Here is a 16,290-nt window from a genome sequence, read left to right as displayed (position 1 = left end):
CATCACGAGCTGACGCAGGGGGAACGTCGTTGCTCGCCAGAGGGGCCCGGCCCGCACATCCAATGTAGCGAGCCGAGACGGCTGTTCAAGTCTGAACAAGCTTTTTCTGTCGCAAAAACCGCCTCATAGCGGGCGTGGCGCGGAGCGACCGGCGTTATTCGCCGAGTTGGCGGGCTTCCTGATATTTGAGCTCAAGATAGCGGTTATGAACCGCGAGCTTGTCCAGGTCGCCGTCGGCAAGCTGGGCCGTCATGTGCGCGATTTCCTGCTCGATGACGGAGAGGCCCTCAACCAGCTGTGCATCCGGCACGCGGCCGTTGCGAGGGACATGACGGAGCGGTTCGGGAATCGACTGATAGCCGGTAACCAGCTCCGGCAGATGGTCGCTGAGCAGGCGGCGGACCTCGACGGCGGCGGGCTCGCGGGGGTCGAGCTTGGCGAGCTGCGGTGCCAGCGTTTCCAAGCGGTTGCCGATGGCGTTGACGATGGGAATGGCGGGCGCCGGCAGCGCGCGACGCTGATTGTCGAGCCAGATCTCGGTCTTTTGCGGAAGCGTCTTGAGGTCCGCCTGCGCGAGCCGTTCCGGCTCCATGACGCGGGGCTCGGTGGAGATGAACGCGAAAGCGAGGCAGGCGATGAGCAGGCCCATGACCAGCAGAACGCCCGTGGTGCCGATGCCGCCCAGCACGAACCCGGCAATCGCTGCGCCGACCAGCACGGCAGCGACCGCGAGGATCATGCGCTTGAGCCGCCGCGTCCAGTCGCGCTGCATCCGGGCGATCTTGCGACCGGTATGGCGGTAGCGCTCGCTGGTCCGCGCAATCAGTTCATTGGCGCGCTGGACGATCTCGTCGACTTCGCTGGGCATGGCGGCCCTGTTACTCGATCGCCGTCAGCGGAGACTGGCCGCTGGTCACCGCTGCCTGCGCGCGGGCCTGACCCTCCGCGCGCGCAATATAGCCTTTCGACTTCTCGACTTCGGTGCTCAGCGTGTTCACCGTCGTCTTCATATTCTCCAGCGCTTTCAGCTTGAAGGTGTCGATATTGTCCATGGTGTCGTAGATATTCTGGAAGGCGCGCTGCAGCGTCTCCAGCGGGATTGTGCTGCTGGCCGCCTGCTCATGGATTTGCGCCGACTGGGTCTTGAGCAGTTCGCCCGTCGAATCGATGAGATTGGCCGTGGTCGTGTTGAGGGCGGTGATCTGGTCGAGAACCAGCTTCTGCCCGGCCAGTGCCTGCGCTACGGTGACCGCCGTGCGCAAGGCAGAGACGGTGGTCGTGCTCGCGCGGTCCACCCCCTTCACCAGCTCGACATTGTTCTTCTTGACCAGATCCAGCGCCAGATAGCCTTGCACGGTGACCGCCATTTGCGTCAGCAGGTCCTGGGTGCGCTGGCGCACGTAGAACAGCGCGCTCTCCTTGATGGCCTTGCTCTTGGCCGGATCGGTCGCCTCCAGTTCGAAGGCTTTTTGCTCGAGCCGCGCGTCCATGGCCTTGGCGATGTGGATCATCTGCTCCAGCCGGCCCATGGTCGCCCACATGTTCTGCCGCTCGACATCGATGGCGGCATTGTCCTTGATCAGCGTGTCCTTGCCGCTGGCGAGGCTGCCGAGGATCGAGTTGATGTGCGTCTGGCTCGACTTGTAGCTGTCGAAATAGTTGCGCATTTTGTTGCCGAACGGGATGATGCCGAACAGCTTGCGCGGCGCAAGCAGATTGCCGCGCTTGCCGGGATCGAGATCCTCGATCACACGGCGCAACTCGGCAAGGTCGGTTCCGACATTGCTGTCCGCGTCCATCGCGCGAACCGGGCGGTCGAGGAAGCGGTTGGAGTGGCCCGCAGCTTCCGCAATCTCCTTGCGGCCCATGTTGGTGATCTGATCGACCTTGGCGCCGAACTCAGGGGAATTGGCGTCGAGCGCGGCCAGTTCCTCGACAAAGGCATCGACCTTTTCGTCGAGCTTGCTCTTCTTCTCATCTTCCAGCGGCACGAGGCCGGCAGCGCGTTCAGCCGTCACATTGGGCACCACCTCGGGTGGGGTGAGATCGAGCTTGTCCTGGGTCGTCGTCGCGCTGGTCGCCATCTGGGTCTCCTTGGGGTGTAATATTGCGATATAACACCGCCGGTTCAAGGCCGGTCTTCAGTATAGGGGGCATGGGGCGGAGAAGTAAGTCCCCGGAGGCGAGGACGTGCATTGCGCTGCGGCGACGGCCCTCCCGAGGAGACGCCGGAGACGGAGTGATGGTAAATCAAATCTAAGCCATTTGAGGCTACGCCCTGCCGCCTTGGAGAGAACATTGCAAAGGCGGCGGAAATGCACCACCATCATCGCTTCGAGAGGATGTCCCTTGGAAGGCGGGTGGACAGGCAGGCAGCCTGTCAGGCAGCGGGGGGCGCCATTATGGATGTTTATGATCTCGTCGTGATCGGCAGTGGGCCGGCCGGGCGCCGGGCAGCGGTGCAAGCCGCCAAGCTCGGTAAATCGGTGCTGGTGGTGGAAGGGCGCAAGCGTGTCGGCGGCGTGTCCGTGCACACCGGCACCATTCCCTCCAAGACCCTGCGGGAGACCGTGCTCAATCTGACCGGCTGGCGCGAGCGCGGCTTCTACGGCCGCTCCTACCGGGTGAAGAAGGACATTGGCGGCAGCGATCTCGATCACCGGATTGACAAGACGCTGGAGCATGAGGTGGACGTGCTGGAGCACCAGTTCCAGCGCAATGGCGTGCGCACGCTGGAGGGGTTTGCTCGTTTTACCGATCCGCACACCTTGCTGGTCACCGCGCCAGACGAAAGCGAACTGCGGGTGCGCGGCGAGCGCATCCTGATTGCGGTCGGCACTGCGCCGTTTCGGCCGGATAATATCCCCTTCGACGACGATATCGTACTGGACAGTGACGTGCTGATCGAGGCGCCGCGCGTGCCGCGCTCGTTGGTGGTCATAGGCGCGGGCGTCATCGGCATCGAATATGCGACGATTTTCTCCGCGCTGGACGTGGCGGTGACGCTGATCGAACCGCGCGAGACATTTTTGGACTTCATCGACCGGGAGATCATCGAGGAATTCATCCATCAGCTGCGCGACCGGGGCATGACCATCCGGCTGGGCGCCAAGGTCACCAATGTGGCGAAGGATGAGAGCGGAGCCGTCGTCACCACGCTGGAAGACGGGCGCGCGATCCGCTCCGAGATGATGCTGTTCGCGGCCGGCCGGGTGGGTGCGACGCATACGCTCGGGCTGGAGCATTGTGGACTGGCGGTGGACAATCGCGGCCGGCTGAAGGTGGATCCCAAGACGTTCCAGACCGAGGTGCCGCACATTTACGCGGCGGGCGACGTGATCGGCTTTCCCAGCCTTGCCTCGACCTCAATGGAGCAGGGGCGGATCGCGGCGTGCCATGCCTTCGATCTGCCGATGCCGCCGGCGCCGGCCTATTTCCCCTATGGCATCTACGCGGTGCCGGAGATTTCCACGGTCGGCATGAGCGAGCAGGACGTGAAGGCCAAGAAGATCCCCTATGAATGCGGGATCGCGCGCTTTCGCGAAACCTCGCGCGGGCACATCATGGGGCTGGATTCAGGGCTAATGAAGATGATCTTCTCGCTCAAGACGCGGCGGCTGCTTGGCGTGCACATCATCGGCGAGGGCGCAACGGAGCTGATCCACATCGGCCAGGCGGTGCTGAACCTCAAAGGCACGATCGATTACTTTATCGAGAACACGTTCAATTATCCGACGCTGGCGGAGGCCTACAAAATTGCCGCGCTGGATGCATGGAACCGGATGCCGCGGGAGGGGTGAGGGTTCGGTTCATCACTTCGTCATTCCCGCGCACGCGGGAATCCAGTTGATCGCTACCGCTCAGATCCCACGCCGCATCTGGATTCCCGCGTGCGCGGGAATGACGAGGTAGGGGCACAAACTTCGCGTTTAGGCGGTTCGCCTCTCAAAAACTCTCTTCGCCGTAGACCTTCGTGATGTCGCCGCCCCACGCGCCATTGTAGCGATCCAGCAGGCGTTCGGCGTGGGTGCGGCCGGTGGCGACGACTTCGTCCAGCGCGGAGAGGTAACCGCCTTCATTTTCGCCGATGCTGTTGAGGCGGGCGCGGGCGGTGAGGCCCGCGCGGGCGATGGCGAGGACGTCGGCGGCGATGTCCTGCAGGGTGCGGCCGCCGGGGACGGGCGCGCCAAGGGCGAGGCGGGGGACTTCGGTGCGGAGGGTTTCGCGCTCCTCCATCGTCCAGTCCTTGACCAGATCCCAGGCCGCGTCGAGCGCGCCATCGTCATAAAGCAGGCCGACCCACAGAGCGGGAAGGGCGCAGATGCGGTTCCACGGGCCGCCATCGGCGCCGCGCATTTCGAGGAAGCTCTTCATGCGCACTTCCGGGAAGGCGGTGGAGAGGTGATCCTCCCAGTCGCCCATGGTCGGGCGCTCGCCGGGGAGGGCGGGCAGCTTGCCTTCGAGGAAGTCGCGGAAGCTCTGGCCGGCGGCGTCGATATATTTGCCGTCGCGGAAGACGAAGTACATCGGCACGTCGAGCGCATAATCGGCATAGCGCTCGTAGCCAAAGCCATCCTCGAACACAAAGGGCAGCATGCCGGTGCGATGCGGATCGGTGTCCGACCAGATGTGGCTGCGATAGGAGAGGTAGCCGTTGGGCTTGCCCTCCGTGAACGGCGAATTGGCGAACAGGGCCGTCGCCAGTGGCTGGAGCGCGAGGCTGGTACGGAACATCTTCACCATGCGCGCTTCGCTGGAATAATCCAGATTGACCTGAATCGTGCAGGTGCGCAGCATCATGTCCAGGCCCATGCTGCCAACGCGCGGCATGTGCTGCAGCATGATGCCATAGCGGCCCTTGGGCATGATCGGCAGTTCAGCACGTGTCTTGTCCGGCCACATGCCAAGGCCGAGGAAGCCGAGGCCGAGCTTGTCGCCGACGGCCTTGACCTGTTCCAGATGCCGTCCGGTTTCGGCGCAGGTCTGGTGGAGATTGTCGAGCGGGGCGCCGGAGAGTTCGAGCTGGCCGGCTGGCTCAAGGCTGATCGTGCCATCGCTGCCCGAGAGCGCGATGACCTTGCCGCCTTCCTCGACCGGTTCCCAACCAAACGCGCGCAGGCCATCGAGCAGATCGCGAATGCCGCCGGGCTCATCATAAGAGGGCGCGCGGTGGTCTGCGAGGCGGTAGACGAACTTCTCGTGCTCGGTGCCGATTTTCCAGCGATCTGCAGGCTTTTCGCCATCCTGGAACAGGCTGATGAGCTGGCTGCGAGACTCGATGATCGGATCTTCGCCCGCCGTTTCCTTGCGTGTACTCATTGCCTGATCCGGTCCTCGCCCTGCATCGGCGCGCCCATAAGAGGTTTGCCGCGCCCGCGCAAATTCATTTCGATTCGAAACTTGTCCAGTCGCCGTTGAGCGCCATCCAGCAGGCCGTGGCGGCGATGGCGGCTGTCTCGGCGCGGAGGATTCGCGGGCCAAGGGAGATGGGGCGGGTGGCTGCATGCGCGCGGATGAGAGCGCGCTCCTTCTCGGTAAAGCCGCCTTCCGGCCCGATGAGCAGGGCGGCCGGGCCGCTGTTCGCCGCAAAGCTCGTGGTCATCGGCTCGCCACCCGTCTCGTCGGCGAAGAAGAGGGTGCGGTCAGCCGGCCAATCGGCGAGCAGGACGGGGAGGGTGGTGAGGTCGGAAAGCTCGGGCAGCGCGGTGCGGCCGCATTGCTCTGCGGCCTCCACCAGATGGGCATTCAACCGCTCGCCGTTGACCTTGTCGACGATGCTGCGCTCGGTGCGTACCGGGACGAGACGCGCGACGCCCAGTTCGCAGGCCTTTTCGGCGACCAGATCGATCCGGCCCTTCTTGATCGGTGCGACACAGAGCCAGAAGTCCGGCACGCTCTCTGGCGACCGCGTCTGCGCCGCGCAGCGCAGGACGAGATCGCGCTTGCGGACCTGCTCGGCGGTGGCGCTCCATTCGCCCGAGCGGCCATCGAAGAGAAGGACGGTGTCGCCCTCGCGGAGGCGCATCACTGAAATCAGATAATGAGCGCTGTTGCCCTTGACCGGCACGGCAACCTGCTCGCCGAGCGCCGTCTCGACGAACAGGCGCGGCGTAGATTTGGGTGGCCAGGCAGGGGTGGCGGGCATGAGCATTGCCCTAGTGCATCGTCCGTTGACTCGGCAACGCCTCAATTCCGTTCGTGTCGAGCGAAGTCGAGACCCTCGACAGCATGGCGTAGGTCGAGGGGTGTGTCTCGACTTCGCTCGAAACGAACGGTGGCCGCTCAAGGCACGTGGGCAGAGGCCGCCAGGAGGTGGCGGAAGAGTAGGTCCGGCTCGACGAGGGGTTGATCGGATGGTCGCTCCTGGCGCAGGGGTGGGGCGACCATCAAGGCAACAGGGACTAGCAAGGCGATGGAGCGCAGCGAGCCGCAATATGTGCCGGATACCGAAGCGCAGGGTCTCTTGCGCCTGCTCCCGGCTGCGGCACGGCCCTATGCGCTGCTGGCGCGGTTCGACCGGCCGATCGGCTGGTGGCTGCTGTTCTGGCCCGGCGCCTGGGCGATTGCGCTCGCCGGCGGGGTGCCGGAGCGCTGGACGATGCTGCTCTGGTTCCTGCTCGGCAGCATCGCGATGCGGGGGGCGGGGTGCGTCTACAATGATATCGTAGACCGCGACCTCGACGCGAAGGTGGCGCGGACCGCCAACCGGCCCATCGCCAGCGGCGCTGTGTCGCTGAAGGCGGCTTGGGCGTGGTTGCTCATCCTGTGCTTCATCGGGTTGATCGTGCTGCTGCAATTGCGCTGGCAGGCGCAGGTCGTGGCGCTGGCGAGCCTTGCGCTGGTCGCGGCCTATCCGTTCATGAAGCGCATTACCTGGTGGCCGCAGGCTTGGCTGGGGCTGGTGTTCACCTGGGCTGCGCTGGTGGGCTGGGTGGAGATCAGCGGGGGCATGAACGCGGCTGGCCTGTTGCTCTATGGCGGCGCCTTCTTTTGGGTGATTGCCTATGACACCATCTATGCCCTGCAGGACAAGGAGGATGACGCGCTGGTCGGCATCCGCTCCAGCGCCCTGGCGATGGGGCGGCATGTGCGGGCGGGCGTGGGGCTTTGCTTTGTCCTGTCCCTGCTCCTGTGGGGCGGCGCACTTTGGCAAGTCGTGCCGAGCTGGCTCTCCCTCATGGCCCTGGCGCCTCTGGTGGTGCAGTTCGGCTGGCAGGTCTGGACCTTGCGCGAGGACGGCAAAGACCCGCTCATCAAGTTTCGCTCGAACCGCTTTGCCGGTTTGCTGATGTTCGCCGCCTGCCTTGCGGTGGGCAGTGCTTGACGAACGCAGCGGGGGCGGGCAGGCGCAGGCAGCCTGACACCGCCGGGGAGCGCCAATGCTGCGTCGCATCTATGAATGGACTCTCGAGAAGGCCGGGCATCGCACCGCGCCGCGCTGGCTGTTTGGCATCAGCTTCATGGAAAGCAGTTTCTTCCCGATTCCGCCGGACGTGCTGCTGGGGCCGATGTGCCTTTCCAAGCCCCACAAGGCCTTTCATTACGCATTGATCTGCACCGTGGCGTCCGTGCTGGGCGCATTGCTCGGTTATGTCATCGGCATGTCCCTGTTCGATACGATCGGGCGGGCGATCCTCGATTTTTATGGTCTGACGGCGGAATTTGAGCATTTCGCGCAACGCTTCAACGAGCAAGGCTGGTTGATCGTGCTGCTGGCCGGCTTCACGCCGTTGCCCTTCAAGGTGATCACCATTGCGGCGGGCGCTACCGGGATGCCCCTTTATGTGCTGGTGATCGCGAGCATCATTTCGCGGGCTGCGCGCTTCTTTCTGGTCGCGGGTCTGCTGTGGAAGTTCGGAGAGCCGATGAAGGCCTTTATCGACCGGCACTTCGGGCTGATCACGGCGATTGTCGGCGCTTTGGGCGTCGGCGGGTTCGTGCTGGTCAAGTATCTGGTGTGATGGCGTGACAATCTCCCCCGCGCCTTACCGGATCGCTGCGGCCTTCGTTGCGCGCAGGCCGGGGGTGACGGCCCTGCTTGCCGGGCTGATCTCAGCCACTGGCTTCGCGCCGCTCGGGCTGTGGCCGGTGACGCTCATCATGCTCGCGCTGGTGATGCAACTGATCTGGGTGGCGCCGGACCGCAAGAGCGCAGGGCAGATCGGCTATCTGTTCGGCCTCGGGCATTTCATGCTCGGGCTCAACTGGATTGCCCATGCCTTCACCTTTCAGGATTCGATGCCGGCTTGGCTGGGCTATCCAGCGGTTGGCCTGCTCTCGATGTATCTGGCGGTTTATCCGGCGATGGCCGCCATGATCGGCTGGACGCTCGGGCGGGACCGGCCGCAGGTCTTCGCCCTGTTTCTCGCCACGGCCTGGTTGCTGACTGAATATCTGCGCGCGAGTTTGTTCACCGGCTTTGCCTGGAACCCGCTCGGGGTGATCTGGCTGGGCACGGGCGTGGAGCAGACTGCCATCGCCATCGGCACTTATGGTCTTGGTCTGGTCGCCATGCTGGCAGCGGCGGCCTTGTGGTGGCTGGCGCACCGGCAATGGCGGCCGGCAGGTATCATGATCGTCGGTCTCGCGCTGGTGGCTGGGCTGGGGCAGCTGCGGGCGAGCTATATCGGTGCAAAGGACCAGTCTGGCGCCCTTGCCAACATCCATGTGGTGCAGCCCAATATCAATCAAAACGAGAAGTACGACGCCAATCTTGAAATCCTGAACTTCCGCCGTCTGGCGGAGCTGACCATGCTGCGGTCCGGCAAGCCTGCGTTGATCTTCTGGCCGGAGGCAGCCGTACCAGCGGTGCTGGATATGGAACCACGCTGGCGCGGGCGGATCGCCTCGCTGCTGGGGATGGACGATCTGCTGATGCTCGGCGGCGACAAATATCATTTCCACGAGCAGGGCGGCGTGGTGGATACGCAGGTTCTGGAGGGCGCCAATAACAGCCTGTGGGTGCTGGACGCGCGCGGGGACCTTAAGGGCCGCTACGACAAGGCGCACCTCGTTCCTTATGGCGAATATCTTCCCATGCGCCCGGTGCTGGAGACGATCGGTCTCTCACGGCTCGTGCCGGGCAGCGTCGACTTCTGGCCCGGGCCGGGGCCGCGCACGCTCGATCTGCCTGCGACGCCGGATGGCGGGCAGGCGCGCGGCAAGCTGCGGATGGCGGTGCAGATCTGCTACGAGATCATCTTCTCCGGGCAGGTGGTCGACCGGGCCAATCGTCCCGATTTCCTGTTCAACCCGTCCAATGATGCGTGGTTCGGTAGCTGGGGCCCGCCGCAGCATCTGGCGCAGGCGCGGCTGCGGGCCATCGAGGAGGGGCTGTCCGTGATCCGCTCGACCCCCACCGGCATTTCGGCGCTGGTCGACCCAGCCGGGCGTGTCGTGCGGTCCATACCCTTCCAGCAGGCGGGTGCATTCGAGGCCCCCCTGCCGGCGCCGCTTCCGCCCACCTTGTTTGCGCGGCTGGGTAACGTGCTGCCGGTCAGCCTGGCCGTTCTGCTGCTCGTAAGCGGCGTTGCTATCGCCCGGCGCACTCGCTAAGGAGCGCGCAACATAAACATTTCTTTATATGAACTGCGGCCCCGAACTTCCGCCACGAGAGCCGCTAGAAGAAAGGTCACGATCTCCCATGCGTTCCAGCTATCTCTTCACGTCTGAATCCGTTTCTGAGGGGCACCCGGATAAGGTTTCCGACCAGATCAGCGATTCGATCGTCGACCTGTTTCTCTCCAAAGACCCCGAAGCGCGTATCGCCTGCGAGACGCTGACGACGACGCAGCTGGTGGTGCTGGCCGGCGAAATCCGCTGCAAGGGCGTGTATGAGAACGGCCAGTGGGCGCCGGGCGCGCTGGAGGAAATCGAGCGCACGGTCCGCCAGACGGTCAAGGATATCGGCTATGAGCAGGAGGGCTTCCACTGGGAGACGCTGCGCTTCGAGAATAATCTCCACGGCCAGAGCGAGCACATCGCGCAGGGCGTGGACGCGAGCGGCAACAAGGATGAAGGCGCTGGCGACCAAGGCATTATGTTCGGCTATGCCTGCAACGAGACGCCCGACCTGATGCCGGCGACGCTGGATTACAGCCACAAGATCCTCGAGCGCATGGCCGCCGACCGCCACTCGGGTGCGGCGCCTTTCCTGGAGCCGGACACCAAGAGTCAGGTCACGCTGCGCTTCGAGAATGGCAAGCCGGTCGCCTGCACTGCCATCGTCGTCTCCACCCAGCATGCCAAGGGCTATGATGCCGGCGAAAAGGAAGCCGAGCTCAAGGCCTATGTGAAGAAGGTGGTCGCCGACGTGTTGCCCGCCGCGCTGCTGAGCGACGAGACTGAGTATCACATCAACCCGACCGGCAGCTTCGAGATCGGCGGGCCGGACGGCGACGCAGGTCTGACCGGCCGCAAGATCATCGTGGACACTTATGGTGGCGCGGCTCCGCATGGCGGCGGCGCGTTCTCCGGCAAGGACCCGACGAAGGTTGACCGTTCGGCGGCCTACATCACGCGTTATCTCGCCAAGAACATCGTGGCGGCGGGCCTGGCCAGCAAGTGCACCATCCAGCTGGCTTATGCCATCGGCGTGTCCAAGCCGCTCTCGCTCTATGTCGATACGCACGGCACCGGCACGGTGGGCGACGACAAGATCGAGGCGGCGATCGGCAAAATCGAGAAGCTGGGCGGCCTGACCCCGCGCGGCATCCGCACGCATCTGGGGCTCAACAAGCCGATTTATCGCAAGACCGCAGCTTACGGCCATTTCGGCCGCAAGGCGGAAGGCGACTTCTTCCCCTGGGAAAAGACCGATCTGGTCGAGGACCTCAAGGCCGCGCTGGGCTGAGCCGAAGCGCTCCGTTGCGTTCCAAGAGATAGGGAACGGCGCGAGGCTTGCTTCGCGCCGTTTTTCGTAGGTGCTGCGCGGGCGGATGAAAGCAGGCACCGCGCGCGCCGTCCCCCGTTTCCTCCAGCGACAAAATGATCTAGGCGCACGCGCATGACTGCGCACAAATCAGGCGATCCCACCACGCTCAACCGTCTCTATGGCCGCCAATCCGGCCATAAGCTGCGGCAGGGGCAGCAGGCCCTGGTCGATGAGCTGCTGCCGGCGATCAGCGTGCCCGAGGAGGGCGAGATCACCGCCGAGCGCTTGTTCGGCCCGACCGCCTTTGGCGAGCGGCCGCTGCATTTCGAGATCGGCTTCGGCAGCGGCGAGCATCTGGCCTACCGCGCCGATATGCTGCCGGACCATGGCTTCATCGGCTGCGAGCCTTTCCTTAATGGCGTGGTCGGCGCATTGGGGCATGTGCGGGACCAGCATCTGGGCAATGTCCGGCTGCATATGGGCAATGCCCTCGAAGTGCTGGCGCGCATCCCCGATGGGGCGCTCAGCTTTGTGTATCTGCTCCACCCGGACCCATGGCCCAAGGCCCGGCACGCCAAGCGGCGGATGATGAACAAGGGGCCGGTCGACATGATCGCCGCCAAGCTGAAACCGGGCGGCGAGTTCCGGTTCGGGACCGATCATCCGATCTACCTGCGCTGGGCGCTGATGGTGATGCGGGACCGCGAGGACTTCGACTGGCTGTGCGATAGCCCGCGCGATTTTCTCAACCGTCCGGGCGGCTGGCCCGAAACCCGCTATGAGGCCAAGGCTCGCAGGCAAGGGCATGAGGTCTGGTACTTCCGGTATCGGCGGAAGTGAAAATAACCATTTAGGTTATTTATTGTTGACATCGTGACGCTGTCTGGTTAGAAGAAGGCATCATCGCAATTCGAATCGCTCGAGCGGGCCGCTTTGATGGAACCGGCCACCTCGTCATGCGGCGCGTTGCGAAGGCCTCTCTCAACAGGATGGTGTTCATGACGCAACGCCCGATCGGTGCGCCGCGACTGCGCATGTCGCGTCCCCGGCGCCCGCGCTGGACAATCCAGCGTCGCCGCCAGTTTCTTGCGGTGCTCGCCGAGACATCCAATGTCAGTGCAGCGGCGCAGGCGGCCTCTATGCACCGATGCACGGCCTATGCGCTCAAGGGGCGCGACCCGGACTTCGCACGAGCCTGGAAGGAGGCTCTGGAGCAGGGTTATTCCGACCTCGAATTGCATCTTATGCGCCAATCGATCGACGGGACGATGCGAACCGAAACGGTTATCGATGGCGAAACCAAGGCAGTCAAGCAGGTGCGGACCATCCACAGCTATCCGCTGACGGTGGCCGTGCGATTGCTGACAGCCCATCGGCAGGAGGTGGAATCCTGGCGGCGCGAAACCGAAGCGGCAAGTGGCGCCGGCGATGACCCGGGAGATGTGGACGCGCTGGATGCCGAACTGGAGGCCATTTGCGAGCGGTTCCTCGCGGAGGACGATATAGAGGAGAATGCCGGGGAGCCGGCAGGTGAATGACGACAGGCTGTCGATGATCGATCGCCTGGCCAGACTGAGCCCCACGCGGCGGCAGCAACTCTTACGGAACTTGTCACTCACCCAACGGCGGCGCTTGATGCAGGCTTGGCGCTTTCGGGCGCGCCCGGCGCAATTGCCGCCCCGGGGCGACTGGTTCACCTGGATGATTATGGCTGGGCGGGGCTTCGGTAAGACGCGGGCTGGTGCCGAATGGGTACGAATGGTGGCCGAGGGCGACCCCACCGCGCGCATCGCTTTGGTCGGGGCGAGCCTGCATGAAGCGCGAGCTGTGATGGTGGAAGGTGAGAGCGGGCTGCTTGCCATCGCGACGCAGGGCATTGAACCGAAATGGTTTCCTGCCAAGCGCCAGTTGCGCTGGCCGGGTGGGGCGTGCGCCATGCTCTACGGCGCTGCGGACCCGGAAACGTTGCGCGGACCGCAGCACAGCCATGCCTGGGCGGACGAGATCGGGAAGTGGCCGCGCGGAGAAGCGGCGTGGGACAATCTGGCGATGGGGCTGCGTCTGGGCAATCGACCGGCCATCGTCGCGACCACCACGCCGCGCGCCGTGCCACTGGTCCGACGCCTAGCTGCCGATCCGCGCGTGGTGGTGACGCGGGGCAGCACGCAGGACAATCGAGGTGCGCTTCCGCAGAGCTTCCTCGCGGAGATGGAACGCAATTTCGGAGGCACGCGGCTGGGGCGACAGGAGCTGGATGGCGAATTGTTGCTCGATCATGAAGGCGCGCTGTGGACGCGGGCGCTCATTGAGACGTGCCGTTTAACGGGCCCCGTGCTGGAGCGTGGGAATCTGGTGCGGGTCGCGGTCGGCGTTGATCCGCCAGCCAGTGCGGAGGGCGACGCTTGCGGCATCATTGTCGCAGGAATCGATCACGCCGGCACGGCAATCGTGCTGGAGGATGCGAGCGTCGAGCGGGCGAGCCCGCAACGCTGGGCACAGGCTGTAGCGCACGCCGCGGAGCGCTGGGCAGCAGATCGCATCGTGGCGGAAGCGAATAATGGCGGCGAGATGGTGCGTACCGTGCTGCGCGGAGCCGACAGGGCCCTGCCGGTCCGCCTCGTTCACGCGGCGCAGGGCAAAGTGGCGCGAGCCGAGCCGATTGCCGCCGCCTATGAGGCTGGTCGGGTCCGCCATGGCCGACCCTTTGCGATGCTGGAGGACCAGTTGTGCGGCTTGTTGATCAATGGGCGTTACGAGGGGCCGGGACGATCGCCTGACCGTGCGGATGCCCTCGTCTGGTGCCTGACCGAACTGCTTTTGAAGGCCAATCCGCAGGCGCGGGTTCGATCACTCTAGCTTGTCGCTTCACCCCGTTTCGGGAACGATACGGAAGTGCTTGCTATTGGTTGCAAGCAGGCACAGCATGATCGTCCCATGAAGCTGTCCCAGGAGCTTCCACGGGTGAACGACATTTTGGAGAAGATTGCCGAGGCATCCAGCCTCCCGCTGCTGTGGCGCGGGATGACGCGCTATTATGCACGCAACGGTTTCGGCGCGGTCAGCTATTATTGGGTGAAAATCGGCACCAACATGCCGGCGACTCTGCCGCTGCAACATGGCTTCTCCAAAAAGGAGGTGGCGCTCTATTGCTCATTCGACTTCCAGCGGCTGGATATCGTGCCGCGCGCGGCGCTGGCAGCAGGCGTGCCCATCCGGTGGCATGAGGTGTGGGGCAATACCGAACTGACGGTAGAGGAGCGCCAGTTTCTGGACGCCATGCGGCAGATCGATTTCACCGATGGGTTCTCCTTGCCCTGTTATGGCCCCGGCAATCGCAATGGCGTCGTTGGCCTGGGGAGGATCGCGCCGGGTGCGGACCTGAGCGAAGAGCGGATGACCCAGCTGCATTTTGCGGCGCAAGCGGCGCATTTGCGGATATGCGGTCTCTTCGCGGAGGAAACGGGGCGCGAACGGCAACTCTCTGCGCGGGAAAAGGAGATCCTGCATTGGGTTGCGCGGGGCAAGAGCAACACGGTGATTGCCGACATCCTCCAGATATCGCCGGGAACGGTCGATACCTATATGCGGCGGATTTACGAGAAACTGGAGGTGTCGGACCGGACGTCTGCCGCCGTCAAAGGTGTGGGGTCCGGCTTGATCGCGGCCTGATCCATTCCCGCGCGATCGGGGGCGTTGCCACGCATCGGCCGTCGCGACCGATAAGTGATTTTGCAGCCTCCAGCCCCGACGCTGGCGGCTTTTTCGTGCGCAAGCGAGGAGACGATCAGGTGAAATGGTTTGGACGAAAAGCCGCGTCGACACCGACGCGGCCGCCGCTGGCGCGCGCGTGGCTGGGGCTTGGCTGGGCAGGAGCGGGCGACTGGCCGCAAAGCTATGAGGCGCAGCTCAAGGGGGCAGTGATTGCTAACCCGGTGGCGCAGCGTGCGGTGCGGCTGGTGGCGGAGGCGGCGGGAAGCGCGGCGTTGCACGCGGTGGCTGCCAAGGAGGGGGATGCGCAAGCGGCTCTGGCGCTCGTGCAGCGGCGCGTGGCGGGGCAAAGTCTCATCGAGACGCTCGCCGCGCATGTGCTGCTGCATGGCAATGGTTACGCACAGATTGGCCATGGCGCTGATGGTCTGCCCGCGACCCTCTATGCCCTGCGCCCCGAACGGGTGACAATCGAGCAGGATCGCGCCGGTTGGCCCGTGGGCTATCGCTACCGGGCGGGCGAAAGCGAGATGCGCTATGCCAGCGAGGATGCGGCGGGGCGGACTGCGGTCATCCACGTCAAAGCGATCAACCCCGCAGACGATCATTATGGGCTAGGCTGCCTCGGCGCTGCAGCGGGTGCGGTGGCGATCCACAATGCGGCGACGCAGTGGAACAAGGCGCTTCTCGACAATGCGGCGCGGCCATCCGGTGCGCTCATTTATGCGCCGGGCGATGGCAGCGTGCTCGCGCCCGAGCAGTTCGCCCGGCTGAAGGCCGAACTGGAAGGCGCGTTTCAGGGTGCGGACAATGCGGGGCGGCCGATGCTGCTGGAAGGCGGGCTGAACTGGCAGTCGATGAGCCTTTCCCCGCACGACATGGATTTCGTGGCGCTAAAGGCAGCGGCGGCGCGGGACATCGCGCTCGCCTTCGGCGTGCCGCCCGTGCTGATTGGCATGCCGGGGGACAGCACCTACTCGAATTATCGGGAGGCCAACAAGGCGCTGTGGCGGCAAAGCGTGCTGCCGCTGCTGGCCAAGCTGCTCGGCGCGCTCGGGCAGGGGCTGTGCGACTTCTGGCCCGAACTGGTGCTGGAGGTCGATCTCAATCGCTTGCCCGCCCTGGCTGAGGACAGGATGCTGCTGTGGGACCGGATCGAGAGGGCGGATTTCCTCTCGACCGAGGAAAAGCGCGCGATGCTGGGGCTGGACGCCACGCGCGCATGAGCGCCGCGACGATGCGGTTCGCGGGCTATGCGGCGATCTTCGACAAGATCGATCAGGGTGGCGATGTCATCGCGCCGGGCGCCTTCTCGGCCAGCCTCTCGCGCCGTGCGGCGACAGCGCTGCCGCTGCTCTGGCAGCATCGGGCGGGCGCGGTGATCGGCCGGATCGATCATGTCACGGAGGATGCACGCGGGTTGCGGGTGATCGGCACGATTAGTGCGGCCGGGCCGACAGCGGAACAGGCGAAGGCGCTGCTGCGCGATCGCCGGATTGAGGGATTGTCCTTCGGCTATCGCGTGGTGGCGGCGCGTGGTCATCAGCCCCGCCGGCTGGATGCGCTCGATCTGGTCGAGGTGAGCCTGGTGACTCACCCGATGCAGCCGCTGGCGCGGGTTCATGCGGTGGAGGCTGGCTGACAACGCGCGCCGATTTTCTGGATGTTCGAGGGGCCGACTGCGGCCCCTTTTTTTTGTTTTTGACCGC

Annotated in this window: 15 protein-coding genes; 11 read left to right on the top strand and 4 right to left on the bottom strand. The window is 64.6% G+C overall.

The annotated features are described in order from the left end of the window. Positions 1–154: 154 nt before the first annotated feature. The gene (locus M2341_RS13470) at positions 155–868 is read right to left on the bottom strand and encodes a hypothetical protein (protein ID WP_181560384.1); all 714 of its coding nucleotides are present in this window, start codon (positions 866–868) and stop codon (positions 155–157) included. A gap of 10 nt (positions 869–878) precedes the next feature. Next, on the bottom strand, positions 879–2,084 hold the full coding sequence (locus M2341_RS13465; protein ID WP_181560383.1) for a toxic anion resistance protein: 1,206 nt from the start codon (positions 2,082–2,084) through the stop codon (positions 879–881). A gap of 318 nt (positions 2,085–2,402) precedes the next feature. Between M2341_RS13465 and sthA the strand changes: the two genes are divergently transcribed. Then, on the top strand, positions 2,403–3,800 hold the full coding sequence (sthA, locus tag M2341_RS13460; RefSeq protein ID WP_264585583.1) for a Si-specific NAD(P)(+) transhydrogenase: 1,398 nt from the start codon (positions 2,403–2,405) through the stop codon (positions 3,798–3,800). A 145-nt stretch (positions 3,801–3,945) separates the two neighbouring features. Here sthA and M2341_RS13455 read toward each other — a convergent pair whose 3' ends face one another. Together M2341_RS13455 and M2341_RS13450 are read right to left on the bottom strand one after the other, a co-directional pair. Further along, the gene (locus M2341_RS13455) at positions 3,946–5,319 is read right to left on the bottom strand and encodes a glutamate--cysteine ligase (RefSeq protein ID WP_264585582.1); all 1,374 of its coding nucleotides are present in this window, start codon (positions 5,317–5,319) and stop codon (positions 3,946–3,948) included. A gap of 64 nt (positions 5,320–5,383) precedes the next feature. Beyond that, positions 5,384–6,145 (bottom strand): 16S rRNA (uracil(1498)-N(3))-methyltransferase, encoded by a 762-nt coding sequence (locus M2341_RS13450; protein ID WP_264579571.1) that lies wholly within the window; start codon positions 6,143–6,145, stop codon positions 5,384–5,386. A gap of 267 nt (positions 6,146–6,412) precedes the next feature. Between M2341_RS13450 and ubiA the strand changes: the two genes are divergently transcribed. From ubiA to M2341_RS13400, 10 genes are all read left to right on the top strand, one after another. Further along, positions 6,413–7,324, top strand: coding sequence for a 4-hydroxybenzoate octaprenyltransferase (gene ubiA / locus M2341_RS13445; protein WP_264585581.1), 912 nt, complete (start codon positions 6,413–6,415; stop codon positions 7,322–7,324). A 55-nt stretch (positions 7,325–7,379) separates the two neighbouring features. Then, the gene (locus tag M2341_RS13440) at positions 7,380–7,961 is read left to right on the top strand and encodes a YqaA family protein (RefSeq protein ID WP_264585580.1); all 582 of its coding nucleotides are present in this window, start codon (positions 7,380–7,382) and stop codon (positions 7,959–7,961) included. A gap of 4 nt (positions 7,962–7,965) precedes the next feature. Beyond that, on the top strand, positions 7,966–9,555 hold the full coding sequence (lnt, locus tag M2341_RS13435; RefSeq protein WP_264585579.1) for an apolipoprotein N-acyltransferase: 1,590 nt from the start codon (positions 7,966–7,968) through the stop codon (positions 9,553–9,555). An 88-nt stretch (positions 9,556–9,643) separates the two neighbouring features. Further along, the gene (metK, locus tag M2341_RS13430; protein ID WP_181560377.1) at positions 9,644–10,852 is read left to right on the top strand and encodes a methionine adenosyltransferase; all 1,209 of its coding nucleotides are present in this window, start codon (positions 9,644–9,646) and stop codon (positions 10,850–10,852) included. Between the two features lie 153 nt (positions 10,853–11,005). Beyond that, the gene (trmB, locus tag M2341_RS13425; RefSeq protein WP_181560376.1) at positions 11,006–11,713 is read left to right on the top strand and encodes a tRNA (guanine(46)-N(7))-methyltransferase TrmB; all 708 of its coding nucleotides are present in this window, start codon (positions 11,006–11,008) and stop codon (positions 11,711–11,713) included. Positions 11,714–11,871: 158 nt separating this feature from the next. Next, positions 11,872–12,411 (top strand): hypothetical protein, encoded by a 540-nt coding sequence (locus tag M2341_RS13420; protein WP_264585578.1) that lies wholly within the window; start codon positions 11,872–11,874, stop codon positions 12,409–12,411. 13 nt (positions 12,412–12,424) lie between these two features. Continuing rightward, positions 12,425–13,729 (top strand): terminase large subunit domain-containing protein, encoded by a 1,305-nt coding sequence (locus M2341_RS13415; protein ID WP_264586051.1) that lies wholly within the window; start codon positions 12,425–12,427, stop codon positions 13,727–13,729. Between the two features lie 78 nt (positions 13,730–13,807). After that, the gene (locus M2341_RS13410; RefSeq protein WP_264585577.1) at positions 13,808–14,542 is read left to right on the top strand and encodes a helix-turn-helix transcriptional regulator; all 735 of its coding nucleotides are present in this window, start codon (positions 13,808–13,810) and stop codon (positions 14,540–14,542) included. A 119-nt stretch (positions 14,543–14,661) separates the two neighbouring features. Beyond that, positions 14,662–15,807, top strand: coding sequence for a phage portal protein (locus M2341_RS13405; RefSeq protein WP_264585576.1), 1,146 nt, complete (start codon positions 14,662–14,664; stop codon positions 15,805–15,807). Beyond that, the gene (locus M2341_RS13400; RefSeq protein WP_264585575.1) at positions 15,804–16,223 is read left to right on the top strand and encodes an HK97 family phage prohead protease; all 420 of its coding nucleotides are present in this window, start codon (positions 15,804–15,806) and stop codon (positions 16,221–16,223) included. Before M2341_RS13405 ends, M2341_RS13400 begins: the two co-directional genes overlap by 4 nt. Positions 16,224–16,290: the final 67 nt, after the last annotated feature.

This window comes from Sphingobium sp. B7D2B (genome assembly GCF_025961895.1).
Classification (GTDB): domain Bacteria; phylum Pseudomonadota; class Alphaproteobacteria; order Sphingomonadales; family Sphingomonadaceae; genus Sphingobium.
Note: the sequence above shows the minus strand (reverse complement) of the source record. Positions and strands in the feature narration are given on the sequence as shown.